This window comes from Micromonospora sp. WMMC264 (assembly GCF_027497275.1).
Classification (GTDB): Bacteria; Actinomycetota; Actinomycetes; order Mycobacteriales; family Micromonosporaceae; genus Micromonospora; species Micromonospora chalcea.
Window position 1 is genome coordinate 306,111 of sequence record NZ_CP114907.1, and the last position, 25,230, is coordinate 331,340.

The following is a 25,230-nucleotide window of genomic DNA, read 5'->3' on the forward strand; positions in this document are numbered from 1 at the left end:
TCCACTTGTCGCATGGCCCCATCTCCCACCGCACCGGTTCCCCCGGCCGTCGAGGACCGGCTCGCCCGCGAACGCAACGTCTGGCTCTGCACGCTGCGCCGGGACGGCTCACCGCACATGACGCCGGTGTGGTTCGTGTACGCCGACGGCGTCTGGTGGATCGGCTGCGAGGGCCGCAGCGTCAAGGCCCGCAACGTGGCGGCCGACCCCCGCGTCTCGCTCGCCCTGGAGGACGGCGTCCACCCGGTCGTCGCGGAGGGCGTCGCCCGACTGCACCGTGCCGGCTTCCCGCCCGCGATCGTGGCGGCCTTCGCCGAGAAGTACGGCGGCTGGGACATCCGGCAGCCGGTCACACCGGACAGTGAACGGGTGCTGCTGGAGGTGCCCGTCCGGCGGTGGCTGCTCGCCGGCCGGGCACGCTAGTCCCCGGAGAACCCCCAGAAGTAGATCTCGCTCGGGACGCCCGCCTCGTCGTGCAGCACGGCGTACCGGCCGAACCAGCGCTGCTCGGCCAGCGGCGCGAGCGCCTCGACGTGCGCGCGGGTCGGCCTGGCGACGCCCACACGTGCGAGCGCTTCGGCCTCGGTCACCCGCTGGAAAGTCCCGAAGCCGGGCTCCTCGCCGTCGGTCAGCACCCGCGACATGTCCAGGATGGAGTGGGTGCCGGACTCCTGTACCCGCTCGTCCGCCCACAGCTCCTCCTCGCTGCGGGGACGGTCCGGAAAGTCGGCGGCGGACGCACCGAACTCGCCCGGCGCCGCCCACCAGTAGTCGCCGGTCTCGAAGACCTGCCGGCGCAGTTCGTCAAGGGCGGCCTGGGCATCCGGCTGGTACGCCACGAAGTAGGTCCATCCCGATGCGCCCACGCTGCCTCCCGGTGATCCCGCTCGTCGACCGCCGTCGTGCGGCGGCGCACGCGATCATGCCCGACACCACCGACGAAACCGGCGGGTCGACGCGACCAGGATTCCTGTGCCACTCTCCGCCTTGCGTCTGTCGTCGGGCCTGCGCGGGCGATCGCGCCTACGGGTGCGAATCGGTGATCGCGATGACCTCGTCGAGGCGGTCCAGGGCGGCCCGGAGATCGTCGACCCTGGCCTGGATGCGCTCGCGCTCGGCGCGCAGCATGGCCCGCTGCCCGGGGTCGGTGTGCCCGGAGTCCCAGCACGGCAGGAGTTCGGCGATCCGGCTGCTGGTCAGGCCCGCCGCGTACATCTGCTGGATGAACCGGACCAGCGTGACCGTGTCCGGCCGGTAGAGGCGCTGGCCGGACGGGCTGCGCCTGGGGACGAGAAGGCCCTGCTCCTCGTAGTAGCGCACGGCCCGTACCGAGACACCGGCGCCGCGCGCCACCTCGCCGATGCGGATCAGCGGCTCGGTCACGGTGACCCCTCTCACCCCGGTTTCGGCGATCAACACTTGCCTCTGACGTCAACGTCAGGTTTTAGCGTACCGGGCATGGACATCAACGACTCGGTAGCCCTCGTCACCGGCGCCAACCGCGGCCTGGGCCGCGCCTTCGCCCAGCGCCTGCTCGAACGCGGCGCCCGCAAGGTCTACGCGACCGCCCGCCGGCCGGAGACCGTCGACCTGCCCGGCGTCGAGGCGCTGCCGCTCGACATCACCAGCCCCGCATCCGTACGGGCCGTCGCCGCTGCCGCCCCGGACGTCACGCTGCTCGTCAACAACGCCGGCATCCAGACCGGAACCGACCTGGTGACCGGTTCGCTGGAGGCGGTACGACACGAGGTGGAGACCAACGTGCTCGGCCACCTGGAGATGATCCGCGCGTTCGCGCCGGCCCTCGCCCGCAACGGCGGAGGCGCGATCGTGAACGTGCTCTCCGCCATGTCGTGGTTCGGGACCAGGGGCGCCGGCGCGTACCACCTGACCAAGGCCGCCGCCTGGGCCATGACCAACGGCGTACGCCTGGAACTCGCCGAGCAGGGCACGCTCGTGACGGCGGTGCACCTCGGCCTGGCCGACACCGACATGTCAGCGGGCTGGCCCGTCGACAAGATCGCGCCGTCCGATCTGGCCGACGCGGCGCTCGACGGCGTCGAGGCGGGTGCCGCCGAGGTGCTGGCCGACCAGTGGAGCCGGGACGTCAAGTCCCGGCTGACGCTGACGCCGGAGGAGTTCAACGCCGCGATGGACCGCGCCCTGGCGGCGCTGGCGGCCTGACCGGGCCTGGCGGTACGTGCCGGTCGTGGCCGCGTTCGCGGAGGCGCCACATCGCCGACCGGTTGCAGCGCGTTGACGGTGACCCGGAGGGTGTCGTGGCGCTTCCGATCACCCTGATGCAGGATGCAGCGGGTGACCTCGATCTATCGAACCGCTGCGGGCCGGGACAGGATCCGCCGGTGGTGCGAGGAACAGTTGACTGCATGGTGGTCGCCGCCGACCTTCCAGGCCAGCCAGGGCTGAGCTCCGACGAAGCGGGCACCGCCGGTGGCCGGCTCACGTGGTACGGCTCGTGGCTGGGAGAGGTCATCGAGAAGACCACCGCCGGGCCGGTCGTGGTGCTCGGGCATTCGTTCGGCGGCGCTGTCGCGCTCGCCGCGGATCATCCGCGGATTCGGGGAAAGGTCGCCGTGTCTCCAGGCGGGTTGTGCCGGCTCCGGATCACACCCCGTGTCCTGCTGGCGTTCCTGGCCTGGCTGGTGCGGCCACGAGCTGCTTCGAGCCGTCGACTGCTACGCATCCTGTCTGCTCCCGGCCAGGAGCCCCGCGCCGAACTGGTGGAATGGATGACGCTGGTCGCCCGGCACGCCCGTCCGGTGAGTTCCGACGACCTCGTACCGGCGGCCGCTCACACGATGCCGGTCGTGGTCGCGAGCGGACACCACGACGTGTTCCTGCCCCCGGCACGACTGCGCGCAGGAGCACGACAGCGGATCCATGTGGACGCCGACATCGTTCCCGGCGCCGGCCATCTCGTCACCGACGAGCGCCCCGACCTGATCGCCGCGCTGGTTGCCCGGCTGGAGGATCAGTGGCACTGAACAAGCGGGGCAGTCGGCCCATCGTCGTCGACGGCAACCGCTACTGCTGGCTCGTCCGCCGGAAGCCGACGTACAGCCAGGGTCTGACCTGGTCACCGTTGAGCTTCGCCGTTGAGCGCGCGGATCTGGCTGGGTGCGCCACTCTCGTCGTCCGACTCGCGTCACCGCGACCGGACAACTGGATGAATGCCGTGGCCTCTCCGGTGCTCCCTTCGCTGGTCGCGAGTGCCATCCGGCAGGGGCTTGAGCGGGGCTGGCAGCCCGAGCGCCCCGGCTCCCCGTTCATGCTGGACCTCGGTGCTGACGAGCAGGGCTAGGGCCGGCGACGCGGAGCGCACCGCGCTGAAACACGTCCTTGGAACTCGTCTCGTGACCGTGCGGAAGGCCGGAAACGCGGTTCTCCGATTGGTGATCGCTCCGTAGGATCTCCGGCGATCAAGGGGGATGAACGGTGGGCGATTTTCAGCAGTTCGTGACGGACGTGACCTCACGTCTGTCCACCATGTCCAAAGGTGAGTTGTACGTCGTTGGCGACGGCCTCGACCGGGACTCACTCTGGCTCACCTTCCTCGAATCCTTCCCCGCCGGCACCAATCTGCGGTTCCGTGAGCGATCCGAGTACGACTGCTCGACCTGCCGCGGTTTCATCAAGCACTTCGGCAACGTCGTCGAGATCCACGACGGGCGGGTCCGTACCGTCTGGTCCGGGGTCTCGGCCTCCGACCCGGTCTTCTCCGTCGTCGCCGCCGCTCTGGACGAGTTCGTTCTTTCGCTGCCGTTGGCCACCGTCTTCCGGTCCAGTCAGGCGCAGTACGGCACGAAGACCACCCGATCGCTGCGCGACGGCCAGGTCGAGGTGTGGCACCACCTGCACGGCCGGGTGGAGAAGCGGCATCGTGTCGAAGACGTCGGCGCGGCACAGAGCGACTTCGACGCCGCGGTGCAGGTCTTCCAGCGCGGCCTGGCCGAGCTGAGCCCGCACGCTCTGGACACCGTCGTCGACCTCATCGACGACAACGCCCTCTACCGCGGCACGGAGCATCGTCGGGCGGTGACCGAGTTCCGGTCGCTGCAGAACCGGTGGACGAAGGCGACCGACGGACGGGCCTTCGTCTTCGCCAACGCCATGAACCCGGCGGCACGCTTGCGCAACACGGTGATCGGCACCCTCGTCCAGGCTCTCTCCGCGGGCGTCGACCTGGAGCAGGCGGTCCGGTCGTTCGAGACGAAGGTGGCGCCGCAGAACTACCAGCGCCCCACGGCGCTGATCACCCCGGCCATGGTCAAGGCTGCCATGAAGACCATCGACGAGTTGGGCATCGAGGAGTCGTTGCAGCGACGGTTCGCCCGGCTGTCCGACGTGTCGGTCAACAACGTGCTGTGGGTCGACAACGACACCCAGCCGCAGATGAAGGACGGCATCGAAGGGCTGCTCATGCAGGCGGCCACCACGACGTCGACAGGTGCGCGCCTTCGTGACGCGAAGCCGGAGGAGGTCCCCGTGGTCTCCTTCCTGAAGGACATCCTGCCCGGCGCCACCTCCATCGACCTGTGGGTCGCCAACACGCACGAGCCGCACTTCGTCAGCCTCACGACCGGCCGGCACCCGGCCGCTCCGCGGTTGTTCAGGTGGGACAACGATTTCGCCTGGTCGTACGGCGGCAACGTCGCCGACTCGATCCGGGAGAAGGTCAAGCGGGCCGGCGGCAACGTCACCGGCAAGCTGCGGGTGAGCCTGTCCTGGTTCAACCACGACGACCTCGACCTGCACGTGTTCGAACCAAACGGCGACCACATCTGGTACCAGGAGAAGCGCGACAAGCTGGACGTCGACATGAACGCCAGCGGGCCGCTCTCCCGCGAGCCGGTGGAGAACGTCACCTGGACCGACCACGTCCCCGACGGTGAGTACCGGATCGAGGTGAACCAGTACCGCAAGCGGGACAGCGCCCAGGTCGGCTTCGTGATCGAGACCGAGAGCAACGGGAAGATCGAGCATTACCGCCACGAGCGCGCGGTCGGCCACAAGGAGACCGTCGAGGTCGGCCGGATGACGGTCACCGGTGGCGTGACCACCGCTTTCCGGCCGGGCAAGGACGTGCAGCGAGGCAGTGCGGGCAAGGAACTGTGGGGGATCACCACCGAACAGTTCGTACCGGTGTCCACCGTCATGTACTCGCCGAACTACTTCGACGACAACGAGGTCGGCAACCGGCACTACTTCTTCATCCTGAAGGGGTGCGTGAACGACCAGCCGACACGGGGGATCTACAACGAGTTCCTCCGCGGCGACCTGCAACCGCATCGCAAGGTGTTCGAGGTTCTCGGCGACCGCACCAAGTGCGAGCCCTCTCCGGATCAGCTTTCCGGCCTCGGCTTCAGCTCCACGATCCGTAACTCTGTGGTCGCCAAGGTGACCATGACCGGCGGCCGGCGCCGCCTCCTCAGCATCCAGTTCTGATCCCCTACCCAGAAAACGGAGAGAGGTCACCGTGACCATTTTTGAGAAGGCCACGCGGGAGAAGTTCCGCTATCCGTCGGCCAAGGGACTGCTGACCACGGAGCAGTTGTGGGAGCTTCCGCTGACCGCCAAGTCCGGCTTCAGCCTCGACGACGTGGCCAAGGCGGTCAACGCTGAACTGAAGGCCGTCGACACCGAGTCGTTCGTGGCCACCGAGGCCAATCCGGCCAAGGCGACCCTGGAGACCAAGTTGGAGGTCGTCAAGCACGTCATCGCCGTCCGCCTCGCCGAGGACCAGGCGGCGAAGGCGGCGGCGGCCAAGAAGCTGGAGAAGGAGAAGCTGCTGGCGGTCCTGGGCCGTAAGCAGGACGCGGTCCTGGAGAACCTGACCGAGGCGGAGCTGCTGGCCCGGATCAACAACCTGTAGCCCGCTGACGATCTGGCCTGCGGTGGGGATGGTGCGCCCGGCAGGATTCGAACCTGCGGCCTTGGGATTAGAAGTGGCCTCTATGGGTGCGACTGAGGTATCTACAGAGCGCTTTGGCTGCATCTGATGCGGCTTTGGTCGACTGAATGAACTCTGGTTGCCTGCATTTCGCACCACGCGCAGCCCCACGCTCAGTCCCACTAGGTTGCGTCAGGCGGCCTCCGGATGACTACCCGCTGTAGCGCCGAGCGCCCGACTTCGGGAGCTGGTACCGGTAGCGCGTTGGCTTCAAGGAGGCCTCGGCGGGCGTCCACGACTCCCACACCCGCACGCGGCCACCGGATGTCTCGACGGTGCCGTCCGGCAACCGTCGCCAGTCGATGAGGTCTACGACGACGAGATGGGTATCGGCCGCTGCGGCATGCTCAACTTCGTTGAATGTGAGCTCTACGGCGTCAGCATCGCCGGACGATCCCTTGACCTCGACGTGAAGCTCGCGCTGCCCAGCAGTGGCATGCACGTCGTACGACTTGGTGCCACCAACATCCTTCACGTCGTAGCCCTGGGCGCTGTAGTGCCTCAGCACCCAGTCGACGGCGTGGCGCTCGATGGCCAATCGAACCACCTCGTCACGCAGGTACCCGGCACCCCGTCGCTCCCGGGCTGCGACGGCGAGCTCGGATGGCGCCGGGCGCTGCCTCGGGACTTGACGGCGCTCTGCCCGAGGGATCTGCCTAAGGTCCGGGACCGCCGCAACCACCGCGGCCGGCAGCTTCACCAAGTAGCCCTGTGCTGCTCGCACCGGACGCTTGTCGGAGAAGGCGAACGGGAAGTAGAGGCTTCCCCGGTGGTGTGCCTTCAGCTTCTCCTTGACCTTTCGGAGCTTACCCTCCACGCCTCGAAAGGCATCTTGAGTGACCGGACGCGCCAGCGCGGTATAGCCGGTCAGGGCGTACCGCCACGAGGGCTCGGGGCCTGCAAGTGGGCGGCCTCTGCCGTAGCTGCCTTGAGATGCCCAGACGATCTCGTCTTCCTCCGGCCCTTCGGCAGCTGTCGAATACCCGACGATTCCGGGGGCGCCGAGGAGCGACTTGTGCCAATGAAGGATCAGATCTCCCGGCTGAACAGCGGTGACCAGAGCGTAGGACCAGTACTCGCGTCCGGCGTCGTCAACCTGCGGGGCATGAAGGTCGGCACCGAGGTCACTGCGGTCAGTGATCTCCATCCAAAAGCGCTCGGCCGGATCCTCACGCCACCACTCGTTGATCCCCATAGGACGTGTCTACCGGATCAGCCACGGAGGTGCGAACCTCGACGACTCACCGACGCGAGCGGTGTGGTCGGGCTGCGTCGTAGCGAACGTTTATTCTCATCGACGGTGCTCGCACCGCCCTCGGTTGATGTGTCGATGGTCTTTCGCCAACACGGCTACAGCCATCGACACATTGAAGGAGGGAGGTGATGTGACATGGAGGATGGAGACTCGGCCGAGCGTAAAGACTCGACCGACACCCCGCCCGCCGCTGCCGGTGCCAGCCGGCAGCGAACGGTTCGGGTGACTGTCTCAATCCTGCAAGGGCTCGCTTCGGCGGCGGCGATCGTGAACTCCGCGATCGACATCGTCGGCAAGCTGACCTAACGGATCAAGCCGCACCACGCGCTGCCCCCGACCCCGGGTCTCCACTCGGACGGGGGCAGTCGTGTTTTCGGATCAGGTCTCGTCAACCTCATCCATGTTGCTACCGACGAGGTTACACCGAACCGGGAAAATGTAGGCCCATAGGTTGCGCATTTCCGGGGAGCGGGTCAACCGGCGGGTACCTCCGTTACCCCCAAGTGATCAACCATGCGCGGGCGCGGCAAGCGCGACATCTCTTAGGGCTTGGAGCGGGGGAGGCGGCTCAGGCTCAGCGGGCCGGACTACGCGGCCAGTCGCGGTGGTCGGCGTTCCTTGCGGGAGCGGCTGAACCATCTCCGCATCTCCGCATCTCCGCAAACATGGCTGTGAGCTGGGCGAATGCTTGCGGAGATGCGGAGTGCTGTTGACCGGTCATCTCCGCAATCGGGGTTCATCTCCGCAGAGAGGTTGCGGAGATGCGGAGATCGATGGCTCCTGATGGTCTGATCTCCGCAGGGTGTTTTCCCTGGTGGTGGAGGGTGGGTGCGGCGTTGCGGAGATGCGGAGATGGTTCAGCGGGTTTCAGTCCTTGTGGCGTTCGACCCAGAACATGGCCCGGTCGCCGCGCTCGTTGCGGCCTGCCCGGATGACGTGATCGCCGCGCCAGCGTCCGGCCTGTCCGGTGAGGAGTCGGCCGAGTTGCAGCGGGTTGGGTAGGCGGCCGGCGGCGGTGGTGATGAACTGGCCGTCCCACGGGTCGTGGGCGTCGCTGCCGAGGTGCAGGGGTTCGGCGTCGCGGCGGAGGTCGGCGGCGGTCATAGGTCGACCGGCGTGGCGCTCATGCCAGGTGGTGAGGAACGCGCGCCAGCGCGTTTCGTCTTCATCGATCTCCCGTACTTCGGCGGCGTTGGTGAGGAACCCGTCGATGCCATGGTGTGCGAGGAATCCGCCGAGGGCTTGCGCCCAGGGGGTGAACTGCCGCATCGACAGGCCCTTGACCTTCGGCGCTCCCTGCCGCGTCCAGTCGAGCACCAGCACCAGGAGGTGCCACAGGACGGTGAGTTGATTGGCGGGGACGGTGATCCATTGGTCGAGGTGCGGGATGCCGAATCCGGTTTGGTCGCGCAGTTCGGGGCGGGGCATGTCCGGGTCGAGGTGCACGCGCACGGTGCGGCTCGCCATGTCGCCGCCGACTTGCAGGTTGTTGCCGGTGGCCATCCACAGCCGGTCGTTGACGGTGGCGATGTTGCGCGACGCGCCCAACTGTCGGTCGGACCACACGCCGTTGGTGACGAGTTGGGCGAGCACGGCGGAGTCGATGACGGTGCCCTCGGCGAGGTTGTCCCAGATGACCACGCCGACCTGCTCGGCGAACACGGCAGTGATGGACTTGCGCAGTTCCTCGTCGGCGTAGGCCCAGTTCATGACCCGCTGCCCGTAGAGCATCCCCGGCCCGGCGGTGAGGATCGTCTTGCCGGATGAGGGCATGGTCGCGTCGATCAGCGCGAACGGGGTCAGGGAGCGGGTGAAGTGCCGCAGGATCGGCGTGGCCAGCAGCGCCACGTAGACAACGCCGGGCCGCAGGATCGTGGTCCGCTCAGCCCCGAACGCGACGGCTGCCGCAGCCTCGCAGCCGGCCTTCTGGTAGGCGTAGCGGGTCGGTCCGTCCTCCATGTCGGTGCCGTAGTCCGGTCCGGCGTCCGGCGGGCAGTAGAGCAGCTCGGATTGCTCGCTCAGCGGCTTGACCGGCCAGCCCTGGTACACGCTGAGCGTCGACATGAAGACGTAGCGGCCAACGACAGGCGCAAGCATGCGGGCGACGTCGAGGGTGTTCCTCGGCACGTAGCCCGACGTGTCAACCACCGCGTCCCAGTTGCCGAAAGCGGCGAGAGCGGCGATATCCCGCGGGCGGGTTCGATCCCCCTGGATTGGCCGGACAGCCTCCAAGGGGGTGCTCGATGTCCCCCGGTTGAAGGTGGTCACCTCCCATCCAGCATCGAGGGCGGCCCTTACGATCGCGTGGCCTACGAACCAGGTTCCGCCGAGCACCAGTAAGCGCATGCACCAATCATGCCGAGCAGGGACAGCTGGGCGACCGGAGGGTGGTGCCCCGGTCCCTCTGGTTCAGGGGCTAGACCTTGACACGCTGGCCTGCGGGAATGGTCTTTGCCTCAGGTACAACGGTCTCCAATTCGGGAGTCACCAGAAACAGGCGTCGCTTTGACCTAGAAAGCAGCTTCTCGCGACGCTCACGCAGAGCGATGCCGAGCACCTTGTCGACGGGCGTGAGGGAAAACGCCTGCGCGATGTCAGCATGACGGTTCATGAACTCGACGAGTTCGGCGGGGCTAATCTCTGCTGCTTGGAGAATGCCCTCCACTGTGATGGCGAAGCGCCTCATGTCATCCGGCAATGAGGAGTCGGCGAAGCTCTCCCTTGCGGCCTCAATAATCCTGTTACGCGCATCGAATAGCTCGTAGTTGGGTTCGTCCCCAATGTTCGCGACTGAGCTCACATTGGCAAGCACGTCGTCTACAATTTCGAGAAGACCGCGCAGTCGGCCATCCAAGCGGTGTTCTCGCCAGGAAAAGCGCTGGCCTTTATAGATCACGTCGTGCGTGGACTCCTGCAGAGCGTGCTGCACGTACGTGGTGAACTGCACTTCAATCTTCAGTTGAGTAAGGTTAGGGTGCCTTGCCAGATAGTCGTTTGGTAGGCGGCATATCAAGTGCGGCTGCTGGTATCTGAAGTCTGTAGGCTTGCCGGCTTCGACGTTCTTCGCCTCGATCGGTGGGAAGACCCTCTCTGCTGTTGTCATGGCATTTTGAGCTTCCGCCGTGTGCAGGAATACCCCGCGAGCGGCAATAAGGTCTTCCACGTCGAAGATGCTCGCTGCTTCACCTTTCTGCAGTTTTGCGTAGAGTGATTCAGCTTCTTTTCGGCGAACCTGAATGACCACTGGCCTAAACTCTGCCAGTTCGGCATGCAGCCGCGAACGCACATATTCGACGCCCTGTTCAAGGTCCGGAATGATGGCCTCGTAGGCGGTCTTGAAGGAGCCGGGTAAAAGCATCGCGCTACTCGCCTAGGAGGATGGTCCGAAGTATGTTGGCCCGGATGTCTCTATTCGACTTCTTGTTCGACCCTTGAACGGCGGCTAGGAGGTAATGGCGCGCTCGGTCAGTAGTCTGGCCGTCGATCTCGTAGGCGAAATCCTCAAGACCTTGTTTAGCCAGACCTACGTTCACGGTGCTGCCGGACCTGACCAGGTCGCTGACCGCGACCCACAGTGAATAGAAGTCTGCAAGATTGCTAAACCGAGTAGCCTTAAGTGGGAATTGATCATCGATTTCGCGGAGTATATCCTGCGTTGCTACGAAGTTCTCGTCTGCTCGCTTCTCGTCTGCAATCTCCGAGTCGTTCGCCGCATAGTGGTAGTCAAGGTAGTCCTTGCCGTCTTGACTGCCCTTCATTGAAACGACGTATAGCTCGGAAACGTACTCGACATCGAGCATTCGGCGGATGCGTGCCGGGGTTGCGATTCCGATTTGCGCCCAGAAAGGATGTTCTGCGAGCCCTTCTACCTTTCGGAGGAACTCTCCTCCGTATCGGGCGTGGCGAAGCTCTTGCTTATTCAGCCTAGCTACATTCCGATTAAGTCGGTCAAATGCTTCATTGAGTTCCGTCGGAGATGCCTTGGAGATGTTCTCCACGGCGAATACATACTCCAGTAGTGCGATCTTTGTATCATCCGGAAGTTCCGAGAAGTATAGGCTGTCGAGTCCCAGATCCGATAAGGTGTCGGGTGCTTGGAACTTGTCCTCCACGAATTCGAAGAGCGCAGTCAGGCGCTGCTTTCCGTCAATCACTCGATACAGGGTAGGTGCATCCGCTGAGACGTCCACCTGCAAAAAGATGGTGGGTGCGGGGTAGTTTCGAATAAGTGAGTCGATAAAAAACTGCTTGTACTCAATATTCCAGACGCTGCGCCGCTGGTATGGCGGGTCTAGATCAAGGCGGCGCGCCGAATTGAGGTCGAGAAACCAACTCGCCGACTGGGTGTTCGGCGAGCGGCGGAAGCCTGTCTGGTGCTTCACTGAGCAGCTACCCTTCGTAAAGCAAGTCCGGAACCACAGAGTATCGTCACTTGGGCCTCACTGGTTGCACCAGATGTGAGCGGGTTTCTTCAAGTGCTGTCGAGCGACCGAGGGCTGAGGTCGGCTGGACGAACACTGCTCGAAGCGTGCGGATTCACCACGGCGTCCCGGGTGAGAGTCGCCCTGGCCTCTATCCAGCTGCTCCTGTGACGGTTGCACGGGTGCCTCGGATAACGCTAACCAAGCCCTCTGCGGCCAGCAGGGCAACTGCGCGGTGAGCGGTGCCGACCGAGACGTTATGCATCGCGGCCATCTCGGCAACTGAGGGGAGACGGTCGTGGGGTTGCAGCCGACCAGTGGCGATCTGCTTGCGTAGCTCTGCTGCGATCACCTGGTACGGGCTGTTGGCGACGATGCGGTGTGCCGGTGCGACGGGGCGCGGCGGTATTCGAGCGGCCAGCGTTCCGGCGGCCCGCTGGTCAGACTCCGACAGCCAGGCGGCGTACACCCTGAGCGTCGTCGTGCCGCCGCCGCCGTGACCAAGGCGTCCAGCAACCGTCCGCACGTCGACACCCGCGTTAATCAGCTCGGTAGCTGAGTAGTGGCGCAGCGCGTGGATGTGGCTGTCGATACCCAGCCGACGGGCGAGCCGGCCGTACCTCTGGGTGATGGTGTCGGGCCGGTAACCACGGCTGTTGTCCGGTTCGGGGGAGAAGACGTAGTCGGCAGGATCGGCGTTCGCGTCGAGCTGCGTTAGGCGGCCGACGTATCGCCCGTGCAGCTCGCGCAGCACTTCGATCGTCTCCGGGTCGAGCGCTACCCGCCGCTGCTGGTGTGTCTTGGTGTCCTTCTCCTGTAGCTGGCCATGCTCGTCCAGGTAGGCGCTGCGCCGCAGCGTCAGCACACCGGCGTCCAGATCGAGATGGTGCCAGCGCAGCGCGGCCAGCTCGCCACGGCGGGCGCCGGTCGTCATGGCAAGCCAGACCAGCGCGCCCCAGTCTGGATCGCGCCACGCCTCGCTGATGATGCGGGCCGCGTCGGCGGGGCTTGGTGGCTGCGGGTCGGGGTGCGGCGGCGCGGGTGGCTCGGCTTGGCTGGCCGGGTTGACGGCGATCCAACGCCACCGGACGGCACGGCTGAGAGCACCACTGAGGATCCAGTGGATTTGCCGCACTGATGAAGCGCTGAGCGGCTTGCAGACGTGCGGCCGGCACTTCGCGGTGCAGGTGTGCTCGCCCTCCACGCGGTGCTTCACGTACGCCTTGCCGCCGCACCAGCCGCGGCAGCGGCGCAGGCTCGCGTAGAACGACTCCAACGTCTCGGCGTCGAGCCGGCCGACCGGCAGCTTGCCGAGCACCGGCCGTACGTGCTTGTTGAGTTTGTTGACGTAGCCCATGCGGGTGGTGGCCTCGATATCGGCCACCTCAAGCCACCGGTCTAGGAGTTGGTCGAGCGTGGCACGGGTGCGCGGGTTACGCCGCTCGTCCACTTGGGCCAGCAACCGGGTACGCGCCTTCTCGGCTTCCTTGGCGGCGGTGCGGCTGGCGGGGATGACCTCGGTGAGGTAGTGCCGCTTCCCGCTGATCGGGTCGACGCCGGCATAGACCTTCACGCGCAGTGACCCGCTGGGGAGGGTTTCGATCTCGCCGCGCTGGCGCTTGGTGCGTCCGTTCGAGGCTGCCACGGGGCCACCGTAGCGCGCTCGCACCACGAATAGCCCCACGCGAGCCGTTCAGGAAGGCAAAGTACCTGTGCGCCCGGCAGGATTCGAACCTGCGGCCTTGGGATTAGAAGTCCCCTGCTCTATCCGCTGAGCTACGGGCGCGCGCCGACGGTCGTCGCGCCAAGAGGGTACCGCCGCTCCCCGTCCGCCCGGGGGTACGGGTCGGCGCGTCCGTTCCGCCCCTCAGCGTCCCATGCCGGGGCCCGGAACGGCACCACAGTTCCGGCGGGTCCCGCGGGGGCCGGGCGGGACGCGATCCGTACCCTCGTCGGATGCTGCTCGACCAGGAAACCGAGAACGAGATCGTCTTCGAGCTGTGTCAGCTCCTCGGACGGGCGATCCTGCCCCTCACCGGCTCGGACGGCCCGGGCACGCCGCCCGGCGTCCTCGGCACCGCCTTCTTCTACAGCGAACTGGTCGGCGCCACCGACGACGGGGAGATCGCGCACGAGTGGCTGCTCACCGCCGACGCGCTGACCCACCGGGCGTACGGCGAGATCGGGTTGCGGCCGAGCGTCACGGACCCGGCCGAGGGCGCGGACGAGCCGATCGACCTGCCCGGTTTCGCCGACCACTGGGTGCACCTGCCGGAACTGGGGCTCGCCGCGATGCCGACCGGCGGCCTGCACGGCTGGGCCGACGACCGGGGCTGGCGCTGGCGTACCCAGCATGTCACCGAGGCGGTGGCCGCGCCGGCCGACTCGGTCGCCCGGATCGGCGCGGCGCCCGTCTCGGCGTTCGTGCTGGCCCTGGGCGCGGGTGAGGACGGGTCGCGGCCGCTGGAGGCGGTGGTCGAGCGGGTCGCCCGGGACGGCGGCGAGGTGCGGGTCACCACGGAACTGCCCGCCGGCTACGTGGGCGCGCCGGTGTTCGCGGTCGAGGCCGGACCGGACGGCGGGTCGGCGTTGCGCTGCCTGGGCGTGGTGCTGCCGTGGCGCGCGGGCGGGCACCCGGTCGCGACGTTCGACCGGATCCGCGCCGCGCTCGCGGCGGTCGTCACCGACTGAAGCGGCTTGGCGGGGCCGGGCTCAGCCCTCGGCGGTCGCGTCGGCCGGCCGCCGAGGTGACGGCGGCGTCGTGGGCTCCGGCTCGGTCGGTCCGGCGCGGAGGAATCCCTCCGCCCACCGTCCGACCTCTGCGAAGACCTTCTCGCGTACGCCGGGACTGGACAGCGTGAGGTCGTGCAGCCCGCCGTCGAAGCGGGCCAGCGTGACGTGCCGGCCGAGGCGGGGCGCCCAGCGCACCATGTGCTCGACGTCGAGCACCGCGTCGGCGCCGGTGGCGCTGTCGTGCCACTTCGTGCCCCGGAAACTCCGCGTCGAGCAGGCCAGCAGCACCGGCACCGGGATGTCCAGCCCGGCCCGCAGGCGACGCTGACCGGTGCGGATCGCGTTGATCCAGCCGGCCCGGACCGGGAACCCGGCGAGCGGCTTCCAGGCCAGGTCGTACCGCCACTCGCCCCGGTGGTCGGCGTGCAGGCTCTCGCCGTACACGGTGCCCAGGCCGAACGGCAGGACACGCTGCGGCGCCCTGCGGCCCAGGCGGGAGACGGCGGCCGCGAGGGGTCGACGGACCATCCAGGGCGCGTTGATGTCGAAGAAGGGGCTGTTGAGCACGATGCCGTCGACCAGTCCGGCGTCGCGGCGGTCGTGCGCCCAGAGCGAGATGATCAGGCCGCCGGTCGAGTGGCCCATCGCGAGCAGGGTGTCGTGGCCCTCCTCGGCCCGGATGATCTCCGCGGCGGCGTCCAGCTCAGGGAAGTAGTCGCTCAGGTCGCGGCAGAAGTTCGGCGTCTGGTGCGCCAGCAGGCTGCGGCCGTACTTGCGCAGGTCGAGCGCGTAGAAGTCCCAGCCACGCTCGGCGAAGAAGTCGGCTACGTGGGTCTGGAAGAAGTAGTCGACGAACCCGTGCACGTAGAGCACGGCGCGACCGGTCGGGCGGTCGGCCCGCCGTCGCACCAGGGTCGCGACGACCGGCCCCTCGTCGTCGGTGCCCAGGTCGATCGTCCGCCGCTCGTAGGGGGCGCCCAGCACGTCCGGTTCCACGACCGCGACGGTACGCCGCCGCGCTACCCGGCGGTAGGGGTGTTGGGCTGTAAGGAGGGGGCCCTTGTTAACGCATCCGGTAGAGGAAGGGCCCCTTCTTAACAACGCCTCAGCGCGGGGACGGCCCGCCCGCCGGCACCGAGCGGGCGGGCCGTGCCAGGATTCAGACGGTTTCGGCGTCCTCGCGTGCGGCGTCCTGCAACGGCACGCCCTCGGGCTGGTCGACGGCGCGCAGGTGCTTGTTGTTGCGCGGCTCCTGCCGGGTCTTCGCGTCGTTGAGCTTGCGGCGCAGGTCGTCCCGGACGTCGTTGAGCGCGGCGTGCAGATCCTCCTCGGTCGAGGTGGTGACGATCTTCTGCCGACCGGCGATCCAGCACTCCAGGGTCACCTTCTGGCCCCGGGCCTCACGATCCTTGACGGACACCTCCAGCTCGGTGGCGTCGGCGTGGAAGCCGGCGAGCCGGGTGTCCAGGGTCGCGAACTGCTCGGCGATCCAGTTGCGGTCGCCCTGGGAGAACCCGGCGCCGACCCGCAGGCACTCGGCCACGGTCGCGGGGTTCGCCACGGCGCTCATCGCGCTGCCTCGCGGACGTCTCGGAGAAGCATCGGAGCTCCCTTTCTCTCGGTTGATCAAGTACTTACCCAACCGGCGCGATTCCGGAACGCCTGCTTGCCGGCTCCACTCGATCATGCGTCGCCGCAGGTCAGGCGCGTAGGGCCGGTTGACCTAGCAGATCGGGACCTTGATCAGGGGGTTGTCCACAAGGCGGTCCGTCATCCACAGGTACGGGCCGGGCGGGTGGCCCGGGCTAGGCGGCGGGCCGACGCTTCCCGGGACAAGTCGATCCCTGGGAGGGGCGATGTTCGATACGTACGTCACGATCGTCGGCAATGTGCTGACCGCGCCGGAGTGGCGCCGGACCACCCAGAGCGGAACGCTGGTGGCCAACTTCAAGGTCGCCTCGACCGCCCGCCGGCTCGACCGCGACAGCGGCCGCTGGGTCGACGGCAACAGCCTGCGGGTACGGGTCAACTGCTGGCGCCGCCTGGCCGAGGGAGTCGCGTCCTCGGTGGCGGTCGGCGACCCGGTGATCGTCGCCGGCCGTCTCTACACCCGGGACTGGACCGACGAGTCCGGCACCCACCGCACGCTCTACGAACTGGAGGCGGTCGCGGTCGGGCACGACCTGTCCCGCGGCCGGGCCCGGTTCCTGCGTAACCAGCCCCGCGCGGCCACCAGCACGGTCGAGGACGCGGAGGCCGAGCAGCGGGTGCACGGCGAGACGACCGAGCCGGTGCCCGACGGGCAGGCCCCGGCCACCTTCGACGACCGGCCCTTCGACGACGACTTCCCGCCCTCGGAGTACGGCGGCGGCCGGGTCGGGCTCGTCGGCACCGTGGAGCGGGTGGGTGAGCCCGACCCGTTCGACGCCCGGTCCGTCGACGCCCGGTCCGTCGACGCCCGGTCCGTCGACGCCCGGCCCGGTGCGCGGCAGGCCGCCGGCTTCGACCCCGGTTCGGGTGGCCCGGCGGGGGAGGAGGACGAGCTGGGCGACGTGGCCGACGACGGGCCGGCCACGGCCGAGGACGACGAACTGGGCGAGGTCGCACCGCCGGAGGTCGGCGGACCGGGTGGTTCCGGGCCGGGTGAGGGCGAGCCGGGCGGCGCGAGCCCGGGCGGGACCGCGTCGGGGCGCCGGAGCAGGCGACGGACCCCGGTGCCCGCCTGACAGTCGTCCGACGGGGGCGCGGGGTGGTGACATCGGCGTCTCCACCCCGCGTACGACTAGGCTGGCCGGCCGGAGGTGGTGACGGGTGCGGCAGGCGACCGCCATGGCGAACGCGACCGGACTGGTGGCGGGCTACGCGCTCGACGCGCTGCTCGGTGACCCCCGCCGGTGGCATCCGGTGGCCGGCTTCGGCCGGGCGGCCGGCGCCCTGGAACAGCGGCTCTACCGTCCCGACCGGTCGGCCGGCGCCGCGTTCACGGCGCTCGCCGTCGGCGCGCCGGTCCTGCTCGGCGCCGCCGCCGCGCTGGCCACCCGACGTCATCCGGTGGCCCGGGCCGCGCTGGTCGCCGCCGGCACCTGGACGGTGCTGGGTGGGCGAACGCTGCGGCACGAGTCCCGGGTGATGGCACGGGCGCTGGGCCGGGCCGACCTGCCCGCCGCCCGGGCTCGCCTCGGCAACCTCTGCGGGCGGGACCCGTCCGCCCTCGACGAGTCCGAACTCGCCCGCGCCACGGTCGAGTCGGTCGCCGAGAACACCTCGGACGCCGTGGTCGCCCCGCTGGTCTGGGGTGCGGTCGCGGGCCTGCCCGGTCTGCTCGGCTACCGGGCGGCGAACACGCTCGACGCGATGGTCGGCCACCGCTCGCCCCGGTACGCCCGCTTCGGCACCCCGGCGGCCCGGCTGGACGACGTGCTGAACCTGGTGCCGTCCCGGCTGACCGGGCTGCTCACGGTGGCGGTCGCGCCGGCGGCGCACGGGGACCGTGCCGTCGCCTGGCGGGTGTGGCGGCGGGACCGGGCCGACCACCCGAGCCCCAACGCCGGTCAGTGCGAGGCGGCGATGGCGGGCGCGCTCGGTGTCCGGCTCGGCGGGCGCAACGTCTACTTCGGCCGCGCGGAGACCCGGCCGTTCCTCGGTGACGGGCCCCGCCCCGAGGCGCGGCACCTGAAGCGGGCCGCCCGGATCTCCGGCGCGGTCGGCGTGGCCGCGCTCGGCCTGGCCGCGCTCTACCCGGTGACCGTCGGGCGCGTGGCCGGGGCCGCCGGACGGGCCGCGCTCGGCGTCCTCGTGCGGGCAGCCCGCCGGGGGAGCGGGCGGTGAGCGGCGGGCTGCTGGTCGCCGGCACCACCTCCGACGCCGGCAAGAGCGTGCTCACCGCCGGTATCTGCCGCTGGCTGCGCCGCCGGGGCGTCCGGGTCGCGCCGTTCAAGGCGCAGAACATGTCGAACAACTCCGCTGTGGTGGTCGGGCCGGACGGGCGCGGCGGGGAGCTGGGCCGAGCCCAGGCCATGCAGGCCGCCGCCTGCGGGCTCGACGCCGACCTGCGGTTCAACCCGGTGCTGCTCAAGCCGGGCAGCGACCACGCCAGCCAGGTGGTGCTGCTCGGCGAGGCGGTCGACACGGTCACCGCCGGCAACTACCACGAGGTGCGGTCCCGGCTCGCCACCACCGCGTACGCGGCGCTGACCGAGCTGCGCGAGGAGTACGAGGTGGTGATCTGCGAGGGCGCGGGCAGCCCCGCCGAGATCAACCTGCGTGACGGCGACTACGTCAACATGGGGCTGGCGCGTGCGGCCGGGCTGCCGACGATCGTGGTCGGCGACATCGACCGGGGCGGCGTGTTCGCCTCGATGTTCGGCACCGTCGCACTGCTCGACGCGGCCGATCAGGCGCTGGTCGCCGGGTTCGTCGTGAACAAGTTCCGGGGCGACCGGGGGCTGCTCCAGCCGGGGCTGGACATGCTGCGCCGGGTCACCGGCCGTCCCACGTACGGGGTGGTGCCCTGGGCGCTGGACCTGTGGCTGGACGCGGAGGACTCGCTCGCGTACGGGCGGGTGCTCGGCCGGCCGCCCGCGCCCCGGGGCACCGACTGGCTCGACGTGGCAGTGGTGCGGCTACCCCGGATCAGCAACGCCACCGACGTCGAGGCCCTCGCCACCGAGCCGGGTGTGCGGGTACGCCTCACCGTCGAACCGGCCGAACTGGCCGCCGCCGACCTGGTGGTGCTCCCCGGCACCAAGTCGACTGTCGCCGACCTGGCCTGGCTGCGGGAGACCGGCCTGGCCGACGCGGTACTGGCGCACGCCGCCGCCGGACGGCCGCTGCTCGGCATCTGCGGCGGCTTCCAGATGCTCGGCCGGGTGATCCACGACCCGGTGGAGAGCCGCGCGGGCACCGTGCCCGGCCTCGGGCTGCTGCCCGTCGAGATCACGTTCGAGCCGGTCAAGACGGTGCGCCGGGCCGAGGGCAGCGCCGCGGGAGACGTGCCGGTGAGCGGCTACGAGATCCACCACGGCCGGGTGTCGACGGCCGACCCGGGGCTCGCGCCGCTGTTGCGTCACACCGACGGCACCGGCGAGGGCGCGCGCCTCGGCAACGTGTACGGCACCCACTGGCACGGCACGTTCTCCTCCGACGAGTTCCGCCGCCGCTTCCTGACCGAGGTCGCGGCGGCGGCCGGGCGCACCGGCTTCAAGGTCGCGCCGGACACGTCCTTCGCGGCGGCCCGGGAGCGGACGCTGGACCTGCTCGGCGACCTGGTGGAGGAACACCTCGACACGGACGCGCTGTGGCGGCTGATCGAGTCCGGTCCGCCGCCGGGACTGCCGTTCGTGCCACCCGGCGCGCCGCCGGCACAGAGCGACGTCCGGCGGCCCGCCGTCGACCGCGCGGTTCAGTAGCGCACGTCGGCGGGGCGGTCGGACATCGGCAGCCCGGCCTCCCGCCAGCCCTGCACCCCGCCGATCATGTCGGTGGCCTGCCGCAGCCCCAGCGTCTGGAGGCTGGCGGCGGCCAGGCTGGAGCTGTACCCCTCCCGGCACACCACGATGATCTCGCGGTCGTACCCGGTGGCCTCGGGGATGCGCCAGGCGCTGGCCGGGTCGAGCCGCCACTCCAGCACGGTGCGGTCGATGACGATCGCGCCGGGCAGCTCACCCTCCTCGCGGCGCTGCGCCTCGGTACGCGTGTCGATCAGCAGCGCGCCGCCTCGGACCGCCTCGACGGTCTCGTGCGGAGTGAGCCGGCGGAGACCGGCGCGGGCCTGTTCCAGGAGGGCGTCGACGCCCGGACACATCACGTCATGGAGCACCCCCCGATGATGCCCAGCCGCCCACGTCACCGCTCGCCGAAACGGCCCGCCCGGGTCGCAGGTTCCAGCGGACGGGGGAACGTTAGCGTCGGTCGGGTGAACGTCGCCGTGATCGAGGCGTACGCCGGGTTGGCCCGCCGCGTGCTGGCCGGTCCGGCGCGGTTGGGGCGTACCCGGCTGGTGGCCGTTGACGGGCCCAGCGGCGCGGGCAAGAGCGTGTTCGCGACGCGCCTCGCGGACGCGCTCGCGGAGCGGGCGGGCGGCGTGCGCCCGCCGTTGGTGCACACCGACGACCTGCTCGACGGCTGGGACGACCAGCTCACGTTCTGGACGCGGCTGGAGGAGCAGGTGCTCGGCCCGCTGCGGGCCGGCCGGGCGGGCGGCTACCGCCGCTACAGCTGGGTGCGCCGGCGCTTCCTGGACCGGGTGGTGCCGGTGCCGGCCGGTCCGGTGCTGATCGTCGAGGGGGTGAGCGCCGCCCGCGCCGCGGTACGCCCCGAGCTGACGCTGTCGGTGCTCGTCACCGCGCCGGCCGAGCTGCGGTTGCGCCGGGCGCTCGCCCGCGACGGTGAGCAGATCCTGCCGGAGTTGCGCCGCTGGCACGCGGGGGAGCGGGCGCACTTCACCGCCGACGGCACCGCGGCGGCGGTGGACCTGGTCGTCGACGGTGCCCCGGGCCTGCCGCACGACGCGGACCGCTACTACGTCCGGGTGGGCGGCCGGCGATCAGGCTCGGCCGACGTGGCGGGGTAAGGCCAGCATACGATTCCGGTCATGACCACTCCGATCCTCTCCGAGTCCGAGGTGCGGGCCGCCGTCGAGCGGGAACTGCCCGGCGTCCGTGCCGACCTCGAGCGACTCGTCCGCATCCCGGGCATCGCCTTCGAGGGCTTCGACCACTCGCACGTGGAGCGTTCCGCCGAGGCGGTGGCGGAGCTGCTGCGCGGCTGCGGCCTCGACACGCGGATCGTCCGGTCCGGCGGCCAGCCCGCGGTGATCGGCACGAAGGCGGCCCCGCCCGGCGCGCCCACCGTGCTCATGTACGCGCACCACGACGTGCAGCCGGTCGGCGACCTGTCGCTGTGGGAGTCGGACCCGTTCGAGCCGGTGGAGCGTGACGGCCGCCTCTACGGCCGGGGCGCCGCCGACGACAAGGCCGGCATCATGGCGCACGTCGCCGCGCTGCGCGCGTTCGGCGACCGGCTCCCGGTCGGCGTGGTGCTGTTCATCGAGGGCGAGGAGGAGTACGGCTCGGACTCGCTGGAGCGGCTGCTCGCCGAGCACCGTGACGATCTGGCCTCCGACGTCATCGTGATCGCCGACTCCACCAACTGGGACGTCGGCGTGCCCGCGCTGACCACCTCGCTGCGCGGCATCGTCAACTGCTTCGTGGAGGTGCGCACGCTCGACCACGCGGTGCACAGCGGCATGTTCGGCGGCGCGGTGCCGGACGCGCTCACCGCGCTGGTGAAGCTGCTCGGCACGCTGCACGACGAGGCCGGTGACGTCGCGGTGGACGGACTGGTCGGCCGCGAGGGCGCCAGCGTCGACTACCCGGAGGACCGGTTCCGCGCCGAGGCCGGCCTGGTCGACGGCGCGGAACTGTTCGGCACCGGCCGGATCACCGACCGGCTCTGGACCAAGCCGGCGCTGGCGATCCTCGGTGTGGACGCGCCGGCCACCGGCGAGGCGCCGAACGCGCTGGTGCCGTCCGCGAAGGCGAAGCTGAGCGTACGGCTCGCGCCGGGCGACGACCCGAAGAAGGCGTACGCGGCGCTGACCGCGCACCTGGAGCGGCACGCGCCGTGGGGCGCGCAGGTGTCGGTGACGTTCGAGCACGACGGCGCGCCCTGCGTCATCGACGCCTCCGGGCCGATGTTCGACGCGGCGCGGTCGGCGTTCCGGGCGGCCTGGGACGGCACCGACCCGGTGGACATCGGGGTGGGCGGGTCGATCCCGTTCATCGCCACGTTCCAGGAGATGTTCCCGCAGGCCGCGATCCTGGTGACCGGGGTGGAGGACCCGCACGCGCGGGCCCACGGGCCGAACGAGAGCCTGCACCTGGGCGAGTTCGCGCGGGTGTGCCTGGCCGAGGCGCTGCTGCTGGCCCGGGTGGCGGAGGCCGGAAACCGCGGCTGAGGTGTCGAAACCGTAACTTCGGGGCCGATGTCGGAGTTTGTGGTGTGTCGGCGGGCGGGGTGTTATAGCCTTTCGAACATGCGTACGAACGACGAGATGGAGCGGCTTCAGGCCGCCGTCCGTGCTCTGGGGGACGTCGACGTCTCCGCGTGGTCCGAGGACACGCTCAACGAACAGATCGGCGAGCTCTCCGCCGCGCTGGTCACGCTCGACGCGCTGCTCACCCGGGTCGCCGAGGGCGTGCGCGGGCGCGGCCTGCGGATCGAGGAACCGGTCTCGGCCTGACCGGTTGCCGGTGACCCGGCCACCCGTGTGGTGTGCCGGGTCGCCGGATCGGCCCCGGTGTCGCAGGTGACTGGCAGGATATGGGCGTGCGTTTCGTGGAGCTGGCGGCCACCTCGGCCGCGGTCGGCGCCACCAGCGGCAGACGAGCCAAGGTGGAGCTGCTGGCCGCTGCGCTGCGCGGGCTGGAGCCGGGCGAGATCCCGGCCGGCGCCGGCTATCTCGCCGGTGAGCTGCGCCAGCGTCAGACCGGTGTCGGCTGGGCTGGCCTGCGTGACCTGCCGCCGCCGGCCGCCGAGCCGACGCTCACCGTCGCCGCCGTCGACGCGGCGATCGAGGAGATCTCCCGCGTCGCCGGCTCCGGTTCGCAGGCCCGGCGGCGGGATCTCGTCGGCCGTCTCTTCGCCGCCGCGACCGCCGACGAGCAGCGCCTGCTGACCGGCCTGTTCCGGGGCGAGCTGCGGCAGGGCGCGCAGGCCGGGCTGCTGACCGACGCGGTCGCCCGCGCCGCCGACGTACCGGTCGCGGCCGTCCGGCGTGCCCTGCTGCTCGCCGGTGACCTGCGCGCGGTGGCGGTCGCGGCGCTCACCGGCGGCGCCCCGGCGCTGGCCGGGTTCGGCCTCCAGGTGGGCCGCCCGCTCGCGCCGATGCTGGCGCAGAGCGCGCCCTCCGTCGACGAGGCGCTCACCGCCACCGGCGTGCCGGCGATGGTCGACGTGAAGCTCGACGGCATCCGCATCCAGGTGCACCGTTCCGGCTCGGACATCGCCGTGTTCACCCGCAGCCTGGACGAGATCACCGGCCGGCTGCCCCAGGTGGTGGCGGCCGTACGCGCGCTGCCCGCCCGCGAGCTGGTGCTCGACGGTGAGGCGATCGGGCTGGACGCGGCCGGCCGGCCGCTGCCGTTCCAGGAGACGTCCAGCCGGGCGGCCCGGCGCACCACGCCCAGCACCACCGGGCCGACGCAGGTCGCGCCCGCTGTGCTGGCCGCCGCCGAGCGCACCGGCGAGCCGGTGCTCACGCCGTACTTCTTCGACCTGCTGCACCTCGACGGCGCCGACCTGATCGACGCGCCCGGGCGGGAGCGGTGGGCGGCCCTGGCCCGCGCGGTCGACGCCTCGCTGCTCGTCGACCGGATCGAGGTGGACGACGCGGAGCAGGCGGCCACGGCGTTCGCCGCGGCTGTCGACGCCGGGCAGGAAGGCGTGGTCGTGAAGGACCCGGCCGCGCCCTACGACGCCGGCCGGCGCGGCTCGGCCTGGGTCAAGGTCAAGCCGCGGCACACGCTCGACCTGGTGGTGCTCGCGGTCGAGTGGGGCAGCGGCCGGCGCGAGGGATGGCTGTCGAACCTGCACCTCGGCGCCCGTGACCCGCGAACCGGCGAGTTCGTCATGCTCGGCAAGACCTTCAAGGGGCTCACCGACGAGATGCTGCGCTGGCAGACCGAGCGGTTCCTGTCGCTCGCAGTGGAGAAGGGCGACTGGGAGGTGCGGGTCCGGCCGGTGCAGGTGGTCGAGATCGCCTTCGACGGGGTGCAGACCAGTAGCCGCTACCCGGGTGGCATGGCCCTGCGCTTCGCCCGCGTGCTGCGTTACCGCCACGACAAGACGGCCGCCGAGGCGGACACGATCGACGCGGTCCGCGCCATCCACGCCGGCCGGATCACCGGCTGACCGGTCCGGCTCAGGCGGAGGTGGGGGCGGCCGGCTCGGCGGCCCGGTCCACCGGCTCGCCCGGCTTGTCCAGTCCGGCGAGGCGCCGGGCCTCGCGGCGCGCCACCCAGCCGTAGCCGAACAGGCTCATCACCGCGAAGATCCACCACTGCCACACGTAACCGAAGTTCTGCCAGTTGTTCGTGTGCCCGATCTGCACCGCCCGGAACGCCGGGTCGGCGGCCGGCGTCTGCCCGTCGAGCAGCACGTAGCCGCCGGTCACCGGATAGGGGAGCTGCTCGGCCAGGCGGGGGATGTCGATGCGCCGGGCCTCCAGCTTCCCGTCGCGCCGGCTGACCCCGCCCCCGCCGCTCTCGCTGGCGACCACCCGGCCGGTCACTGTCACCTCGCCGCCCGGCGCCGCCGGCACCTGCGGCTGGACCGTCGCGCCGGCCCCCGGGGCGGGCGGGATCCAGCCCCGGTCGACGAGCACCGCGCTGCCGTCGGCGAGCACCAGCGGGGTGAGCACCTCGAAGCCGACCGTCCGGTCGACGGTCCGGCCGCGGATCAGGACGGTGTTCGCGCTGTCGTACCGGCCGGTGGCGGTGACCCGGCTCCAGGTCAGCTCCTCGGCCGGAGCGGGACCGACGGCACCCGCGCCTCCGGTGGGCGCGGGCAGCGCGTCGCGCAGCGGCGCGGGCGTCATGGTGGCCCCGGCGTCGATCCGGTCGTTGATCGCCGTCCGGCCCCGGTAGCGGTCCAGCTGCCAGTTGCCCAGGAACACCATCACCGTCGCGGCGACGAGCGTCAGCGCGAGGTAGCCGAGCCAGCGCGGGGTCAGCAGGAACCGGTACACGTTGGCCAAGGCTACCCGTATGAGCGATGCCACTCGCCGTCGCCGGGCAGAAACGGCGGTACGCGCGGACGTCGCGGGCCGGGCCGGACGGGTATGGTCACGC

Annotated in this window: 26 protein-coding genes and 1 tRNA gene; 15 read left to right on the forward strand and 12 right to left on the reverse strand. The window is 70.2% G+C overall.

What is annotated here, in order from left to right; translation table 11 throughout:
• The first annotated feature begins 12 nt into the window (after positions 1 to 12).
• The gene (locus O7542_RS01430; RefSeq protein ID WP_064448672.1) at positions 13 to 423 is read left to right on the forward strand and encodes a TIGR03618 family F420-dependent PPOX class oxidoreductase; all 411 of its coding nucleotides are present in this window, start codon (positions 13 to 15) and stop codon (positions 421 to 423) included.
• Here the strand turns inward: O7542_RS01430 and O7542_RS01435 are convergent.
• Entirely contained in the window at positions 420 to 866 is a 447-nt protein-coding gene (locus O7542_RS01435) for a hypothetical protein (protein WP_043328852.1), read from the reverse strand. The two genes, O7542_RS01430 and O7542_RS01435, sit on opposite strands and share 4 nt — an antisense overlap.
• A gap of 157 nt (positions 867 to 1,023) precedes the next feature.
• Positions 1,024 to 1,383 (reverse strand): MerR family transcriptional regulator, encoded by a 360-nt coding sequence (locus O7542_RS01440; protein WP_197494987.1) that lies wholly within the window; start codon positions 1,381 to 1,383, stop codon positions 1,024 to 1,026.
• Between the two features lie 75 nt (positions 1,384 to 1,458).
• On the opposite strand from O7542_RS01440, the gene O7542_RS01445 reads away from it, so the two are divergent.
• From O7542_RS01445 to O7542_RS01465, 5 genes are all read left to right on the forward strand, one after another.
• Positions 1,459 to 2,184, forward strand: a complete 726-nt coding sequence (locus O7542_RS01445) for an SDR family oxidoreductase (protein WP_104112966.1) — start codon at positions 1,459 to 1,461, stop codon at positions 2,182 to 2,184.
• A gap of 95 nt (positions 2,185 to 2,279) precedes the next feature.
• Complete coding sequence (locus O7542_RS01450; RefSeq protein WP_281605583.1) at positions 2,280 to 3,005, forward strand: alpha/beta hydrolase; 726 nt, start codon at positions 2,280 to 2,282, stop codon at positions 3,003 to 3,005.
• Entirely contained in the window at positions 2,996 to 3,322 is a 327-nt protein-coding gene (locus O7542_RS01455) for a hypothetical protein (protein WP_064448668.1), read from the forward strand. The genes O7542_RS01450 and O7542_RS01455 overlap by 10 nt, the downstream gene beginning before the upstream one ends.
• Before the next feature lie 134 nt (positions 3,323 to 3,456).
• Positions 3,457 to 5,466 (forward strand): hypothetical protein, encoded by a 2,010-nt coding sequence (locus O7542_RS01460; protein WP_281605584.1) that lies wholly within the window; start codon positions 3,457 to 3,459, stop codon positions 5,464 to 5,466.
• 31 nt (positions 5,467 to 5,497) lie between these two features.
• Positions 5,498 to 5,893, forward strand: coding sequence for a hypothetical protein (locus O7542_RS01465; protein WP_043328857.1), 396 nt, complete (start codon positions 5,498 to 5,500; stop codon positions 5,891 to 5,893).
• A gap of 229 nt (positions 5,894 to 6,122) precedes the next feature.
• On the opposite strand, the gene O7542_RS01470 is transcribed toward O7542_RS01465, so the two are convergent.
• Positions 6,123 to 7,166, reverse strand: coding sequence for a DUF3883 domain-containing protein (locus O7542_RS01470; protein ID WP_051611383.1), 1,044 nt, complete (start codon positions 7,164 to 7,166; stop codon positions 6,123 to 6,125).
• Between the two features lie 195 nt (positions 7,167 to 7,361).
• On the opposite strand from O7542_RS01470, the gene O7542_RS01475 reads away from it, so the two are divergent.
• Positions 7,362 to 7,532, forward strand: a complete 171-nt coding sequence (locus O7542_RS01475) for a hypothetical protein (RefSeq protein WP_157560794.1) — start codon at positions 7,362 to 7,364, stop codon at positions 7,530 to 7,532.
• Positions 7,533 to 8,093: 561 nt separating this feature from the next.
• Here O7542_RS01475 and O7542_RS01480 read toward each other — a convergent pair.
• The 5 genes from O7542_RS01480 to O7542_RS01500 form a co-directional block, all read right to left on the reverse strand.
• Positions 8,094 to 9,572, reverse strand: coding sequence for an NAD-dependent epimerase/dehydratase family protein (locus tag O7542_RS01480; RefSeq protein WP_223201333.1), 1,479 nt, complete (start codon positions 9,570 to 9,572; stop codon positions 8,094 to 8,096).
• A 70-nt stretch (positions 9,573 to 9,642) separates the two neighbouring features.
• The gene (locus O7542_RS01485) at positions 9,643 to 10,584 is read right to left on the reverse strand and encodes a hypothetical protein (RefSeq protein WP_084789614.1); all 942 of its coding nucleotides are present in this window, start codon (positions 10,582 to 10,584) and stop codon (positions 9,643 to 9,645) included.
• Between the two features lie 4 nt (positions 10,585 to 10,588).
• Entirely contained in the window at positions 10,589 to 11,608 is a 1,020-nt protein-coding gene (locus tag O7542_RS01490; RefSeq protein WP_166457048.1) for a DUF262 domain-containing protein, read from the reverse strand.
• 190 nt (positions 11,609 to 11,798) lie between these two features.
• Entirely contained in the window at positions 11,799 to 13,292 is a 1,494-nt protein-coding gene (locus O7542_RS01495) for a tyrosine-type recombinase/integrase (RefSeq protein WP_223201334.1), read from the reverse strand.
• A gap of 68 nt (positions 13,293 to 13,360) precedes the next feature.
• Positions 13,361 to 13,433 (reverse strand) — tRNA-Arg (locus O7542_RS01500).
• Between the two features lie 170 nt (positions 13,434 to 13,603).
• Here O7542_RS01500 and O7542_RS01505 point away from each other — a divergent pair.
• Positions 13,604 to 14,338 (forward strand): hypothetical protein, encoded by a 735-nt coding sequence (locus O7542_RS01505; RefSeq protein WP_281605585.1) that lies wholly within the window; start codon positions 13,604 to 13,606, stop codon positions 14,336 to 14,338.
• A gap of 21 nt (positions 14,339 to 14,359) precedes the next feature.
• Here O7542_RS01505 and O7542_RS01510 read toward each other — a convergent pair whose 3' ends face one another.
• Complete coding sequence (locus O7542_RS01510; RefSeq protein ID WP_043328867.1) at positions 14,360 to 15,376, reverse strand: alpha/beta hydrolase; 1,017 nt, start codon at positions 15,374 to 15,376, stop codon at positions 14,360 to 14,362.
• Between the two features lie 163 nt (positions 15,377 to 15,539).
• The gene (locus O7542_RS01515) at positions 15,540 to 15,950 is read right to left on the reverse strand and encodes an HPF/RaiA family ribosome-associated protein (RefSeq protein ID WP_043328869.1); all 411 of its coding nucleotides are present in this window, start codon (positions 15,948 to 15,950) and stop codon (positions 15,540 to 15,542) included.
• A gap of 286 nt (positions 15,951 to 16,236) precedes the next feature.
• Between O7542_RS01515 and ssb the strand changes: the two genes are divergently transcribed.
• From ssb to O7542_RS01530, 3 genes are all read left to right on the forward strand, one after another.
• On the forward strand, positions 16,237 to 17,106 hold the full coding sequence (ssb, locus tag O7542_RS01520) for a single-stranded DNA-binding protein (RefSeq protein ID WP_281605586.1): 870 nt from the start codon (positions 16,237 to 16,239) through the stop codon (positions 17,104 to 17,106).
• A gap of 103 nt (positions 17,107 to 17,209) precedes the next feature.
• A complete protein-coding gene (locus O7542_RS01525) occupies positions 17,210 to 18,208 on the forward strand; it encodes a cobalamin biosynthesis protein (RefSeq protein WP_281606519.1) in 999 nt (332 codons plus the stop codon).
• Positions 18,205 to 19,788, forward strand: coding sequence for a cobyric acid synthase (locus O7542_RS01530; RefSeq protein WP_281605587.1), 1,584 nt, complete (start codon positions 18,205 to 18,207; stop codon positions 19,786 to 19,788). Before O7542_RS01525 ends, O7542_RS01530 begins: the two co-directional genes overlap by 4 nt.
• Here the strand turns inward: O7542_RS01530 and O7542_RS01535 are convergent.
• On the reverse strand, positions 19,782 to 20,183 hold the full coding sequence (locus tag O7542_RS01535) for a rhodanese-like domain-containing protein (RefSeq protein WP_281606520.1): 402 nt from the start codon (positions 20,181 to 20,183) through the stop codon (positions 19,782 to 19,784). The two genes, O7542_RS01530 and O7542_RS01535, sit on opposite strands and share 7 nt — an antisense overlap.
• Before the next feature lie 111 nt (positions 20,184 to 20,294).
• Between O7542_RS01535 and O7542_RS01540 the strand changes: the two genes are divergently transcribed.
• From O7542_RS01540 to O7542_RS01555, 4 genes are all read left to right on the forward strand, one after another.
• Positions 20,295 to 20,951, forward strand: a complete 657-nt coding sequence (locus O7542_RS01540) for a hypothetical protein (RefSeq protein WP_281605588.1) — start codon at positions 20,295 to 20,297, stop codon at positions 20,949 to 20,951.
• A gap of 21 nt (positions 20,952 to 20,972) precedes the next feature.
• The gene (locus O7542_RS01545; protein ID WP_064448658.1) at positions 20,973 to 22,337 is read left to right on the forward strand and encodes a dipeptidase; all 1,365 of its coding nucleotides are present in this window, start codon (positions 20,973 to 20,975) and stop codon (positions 22,335 to 22,337) included.
• Positions 22,338 to 22,415: 78 nt separating this feature from the next.
• Positions 22,416 to 22,622: a hypothetical protein gene (locus tag O7542_RS01550; protein ID WP_030273275.1), complete on the forward strand. Its 207-nt coding sequence runs from the start codon at positions 22,416 to 22,418 to the stop codon at positions 22,620 to 22,622.
• Between the two features lie 80 nt (positions 22,623 to 22,702).
• Positions 22,703 to 24,292: an ATP-dependent DNA ligase gene (locus tag O7542_RS01555; protein ID WP_231915659.1), complete on the forward strand. Its 1,590-nt coding sequence runs from the start codon at positions 22,703 to 22,705 to the stop codon at positions 24,290 to 24,292.
• A 10-nt stretch (positions 24,293 to 24,302) separates the two neighbouring features.
• On the opposite strand, the gene O7542_RS01560 is transcribed toward O7542_RS01555, so the two are convergent.
• Positions 24,303 to 25,127 carry an SURF1 family protein gene (locus O7542_RS01560; protein ID WP_043330989.1) on the reverse strand — a complete coding sequence of 275 codons (825 nt, stop codon included), beginning with the start codon at positions 25,125 to 25,127 and terminating at the stop codon, positions 24,303 to 24,305.
• Between the last annotated feature and the right edge of the window lie 103 nt (positions 25,128 to 25,230).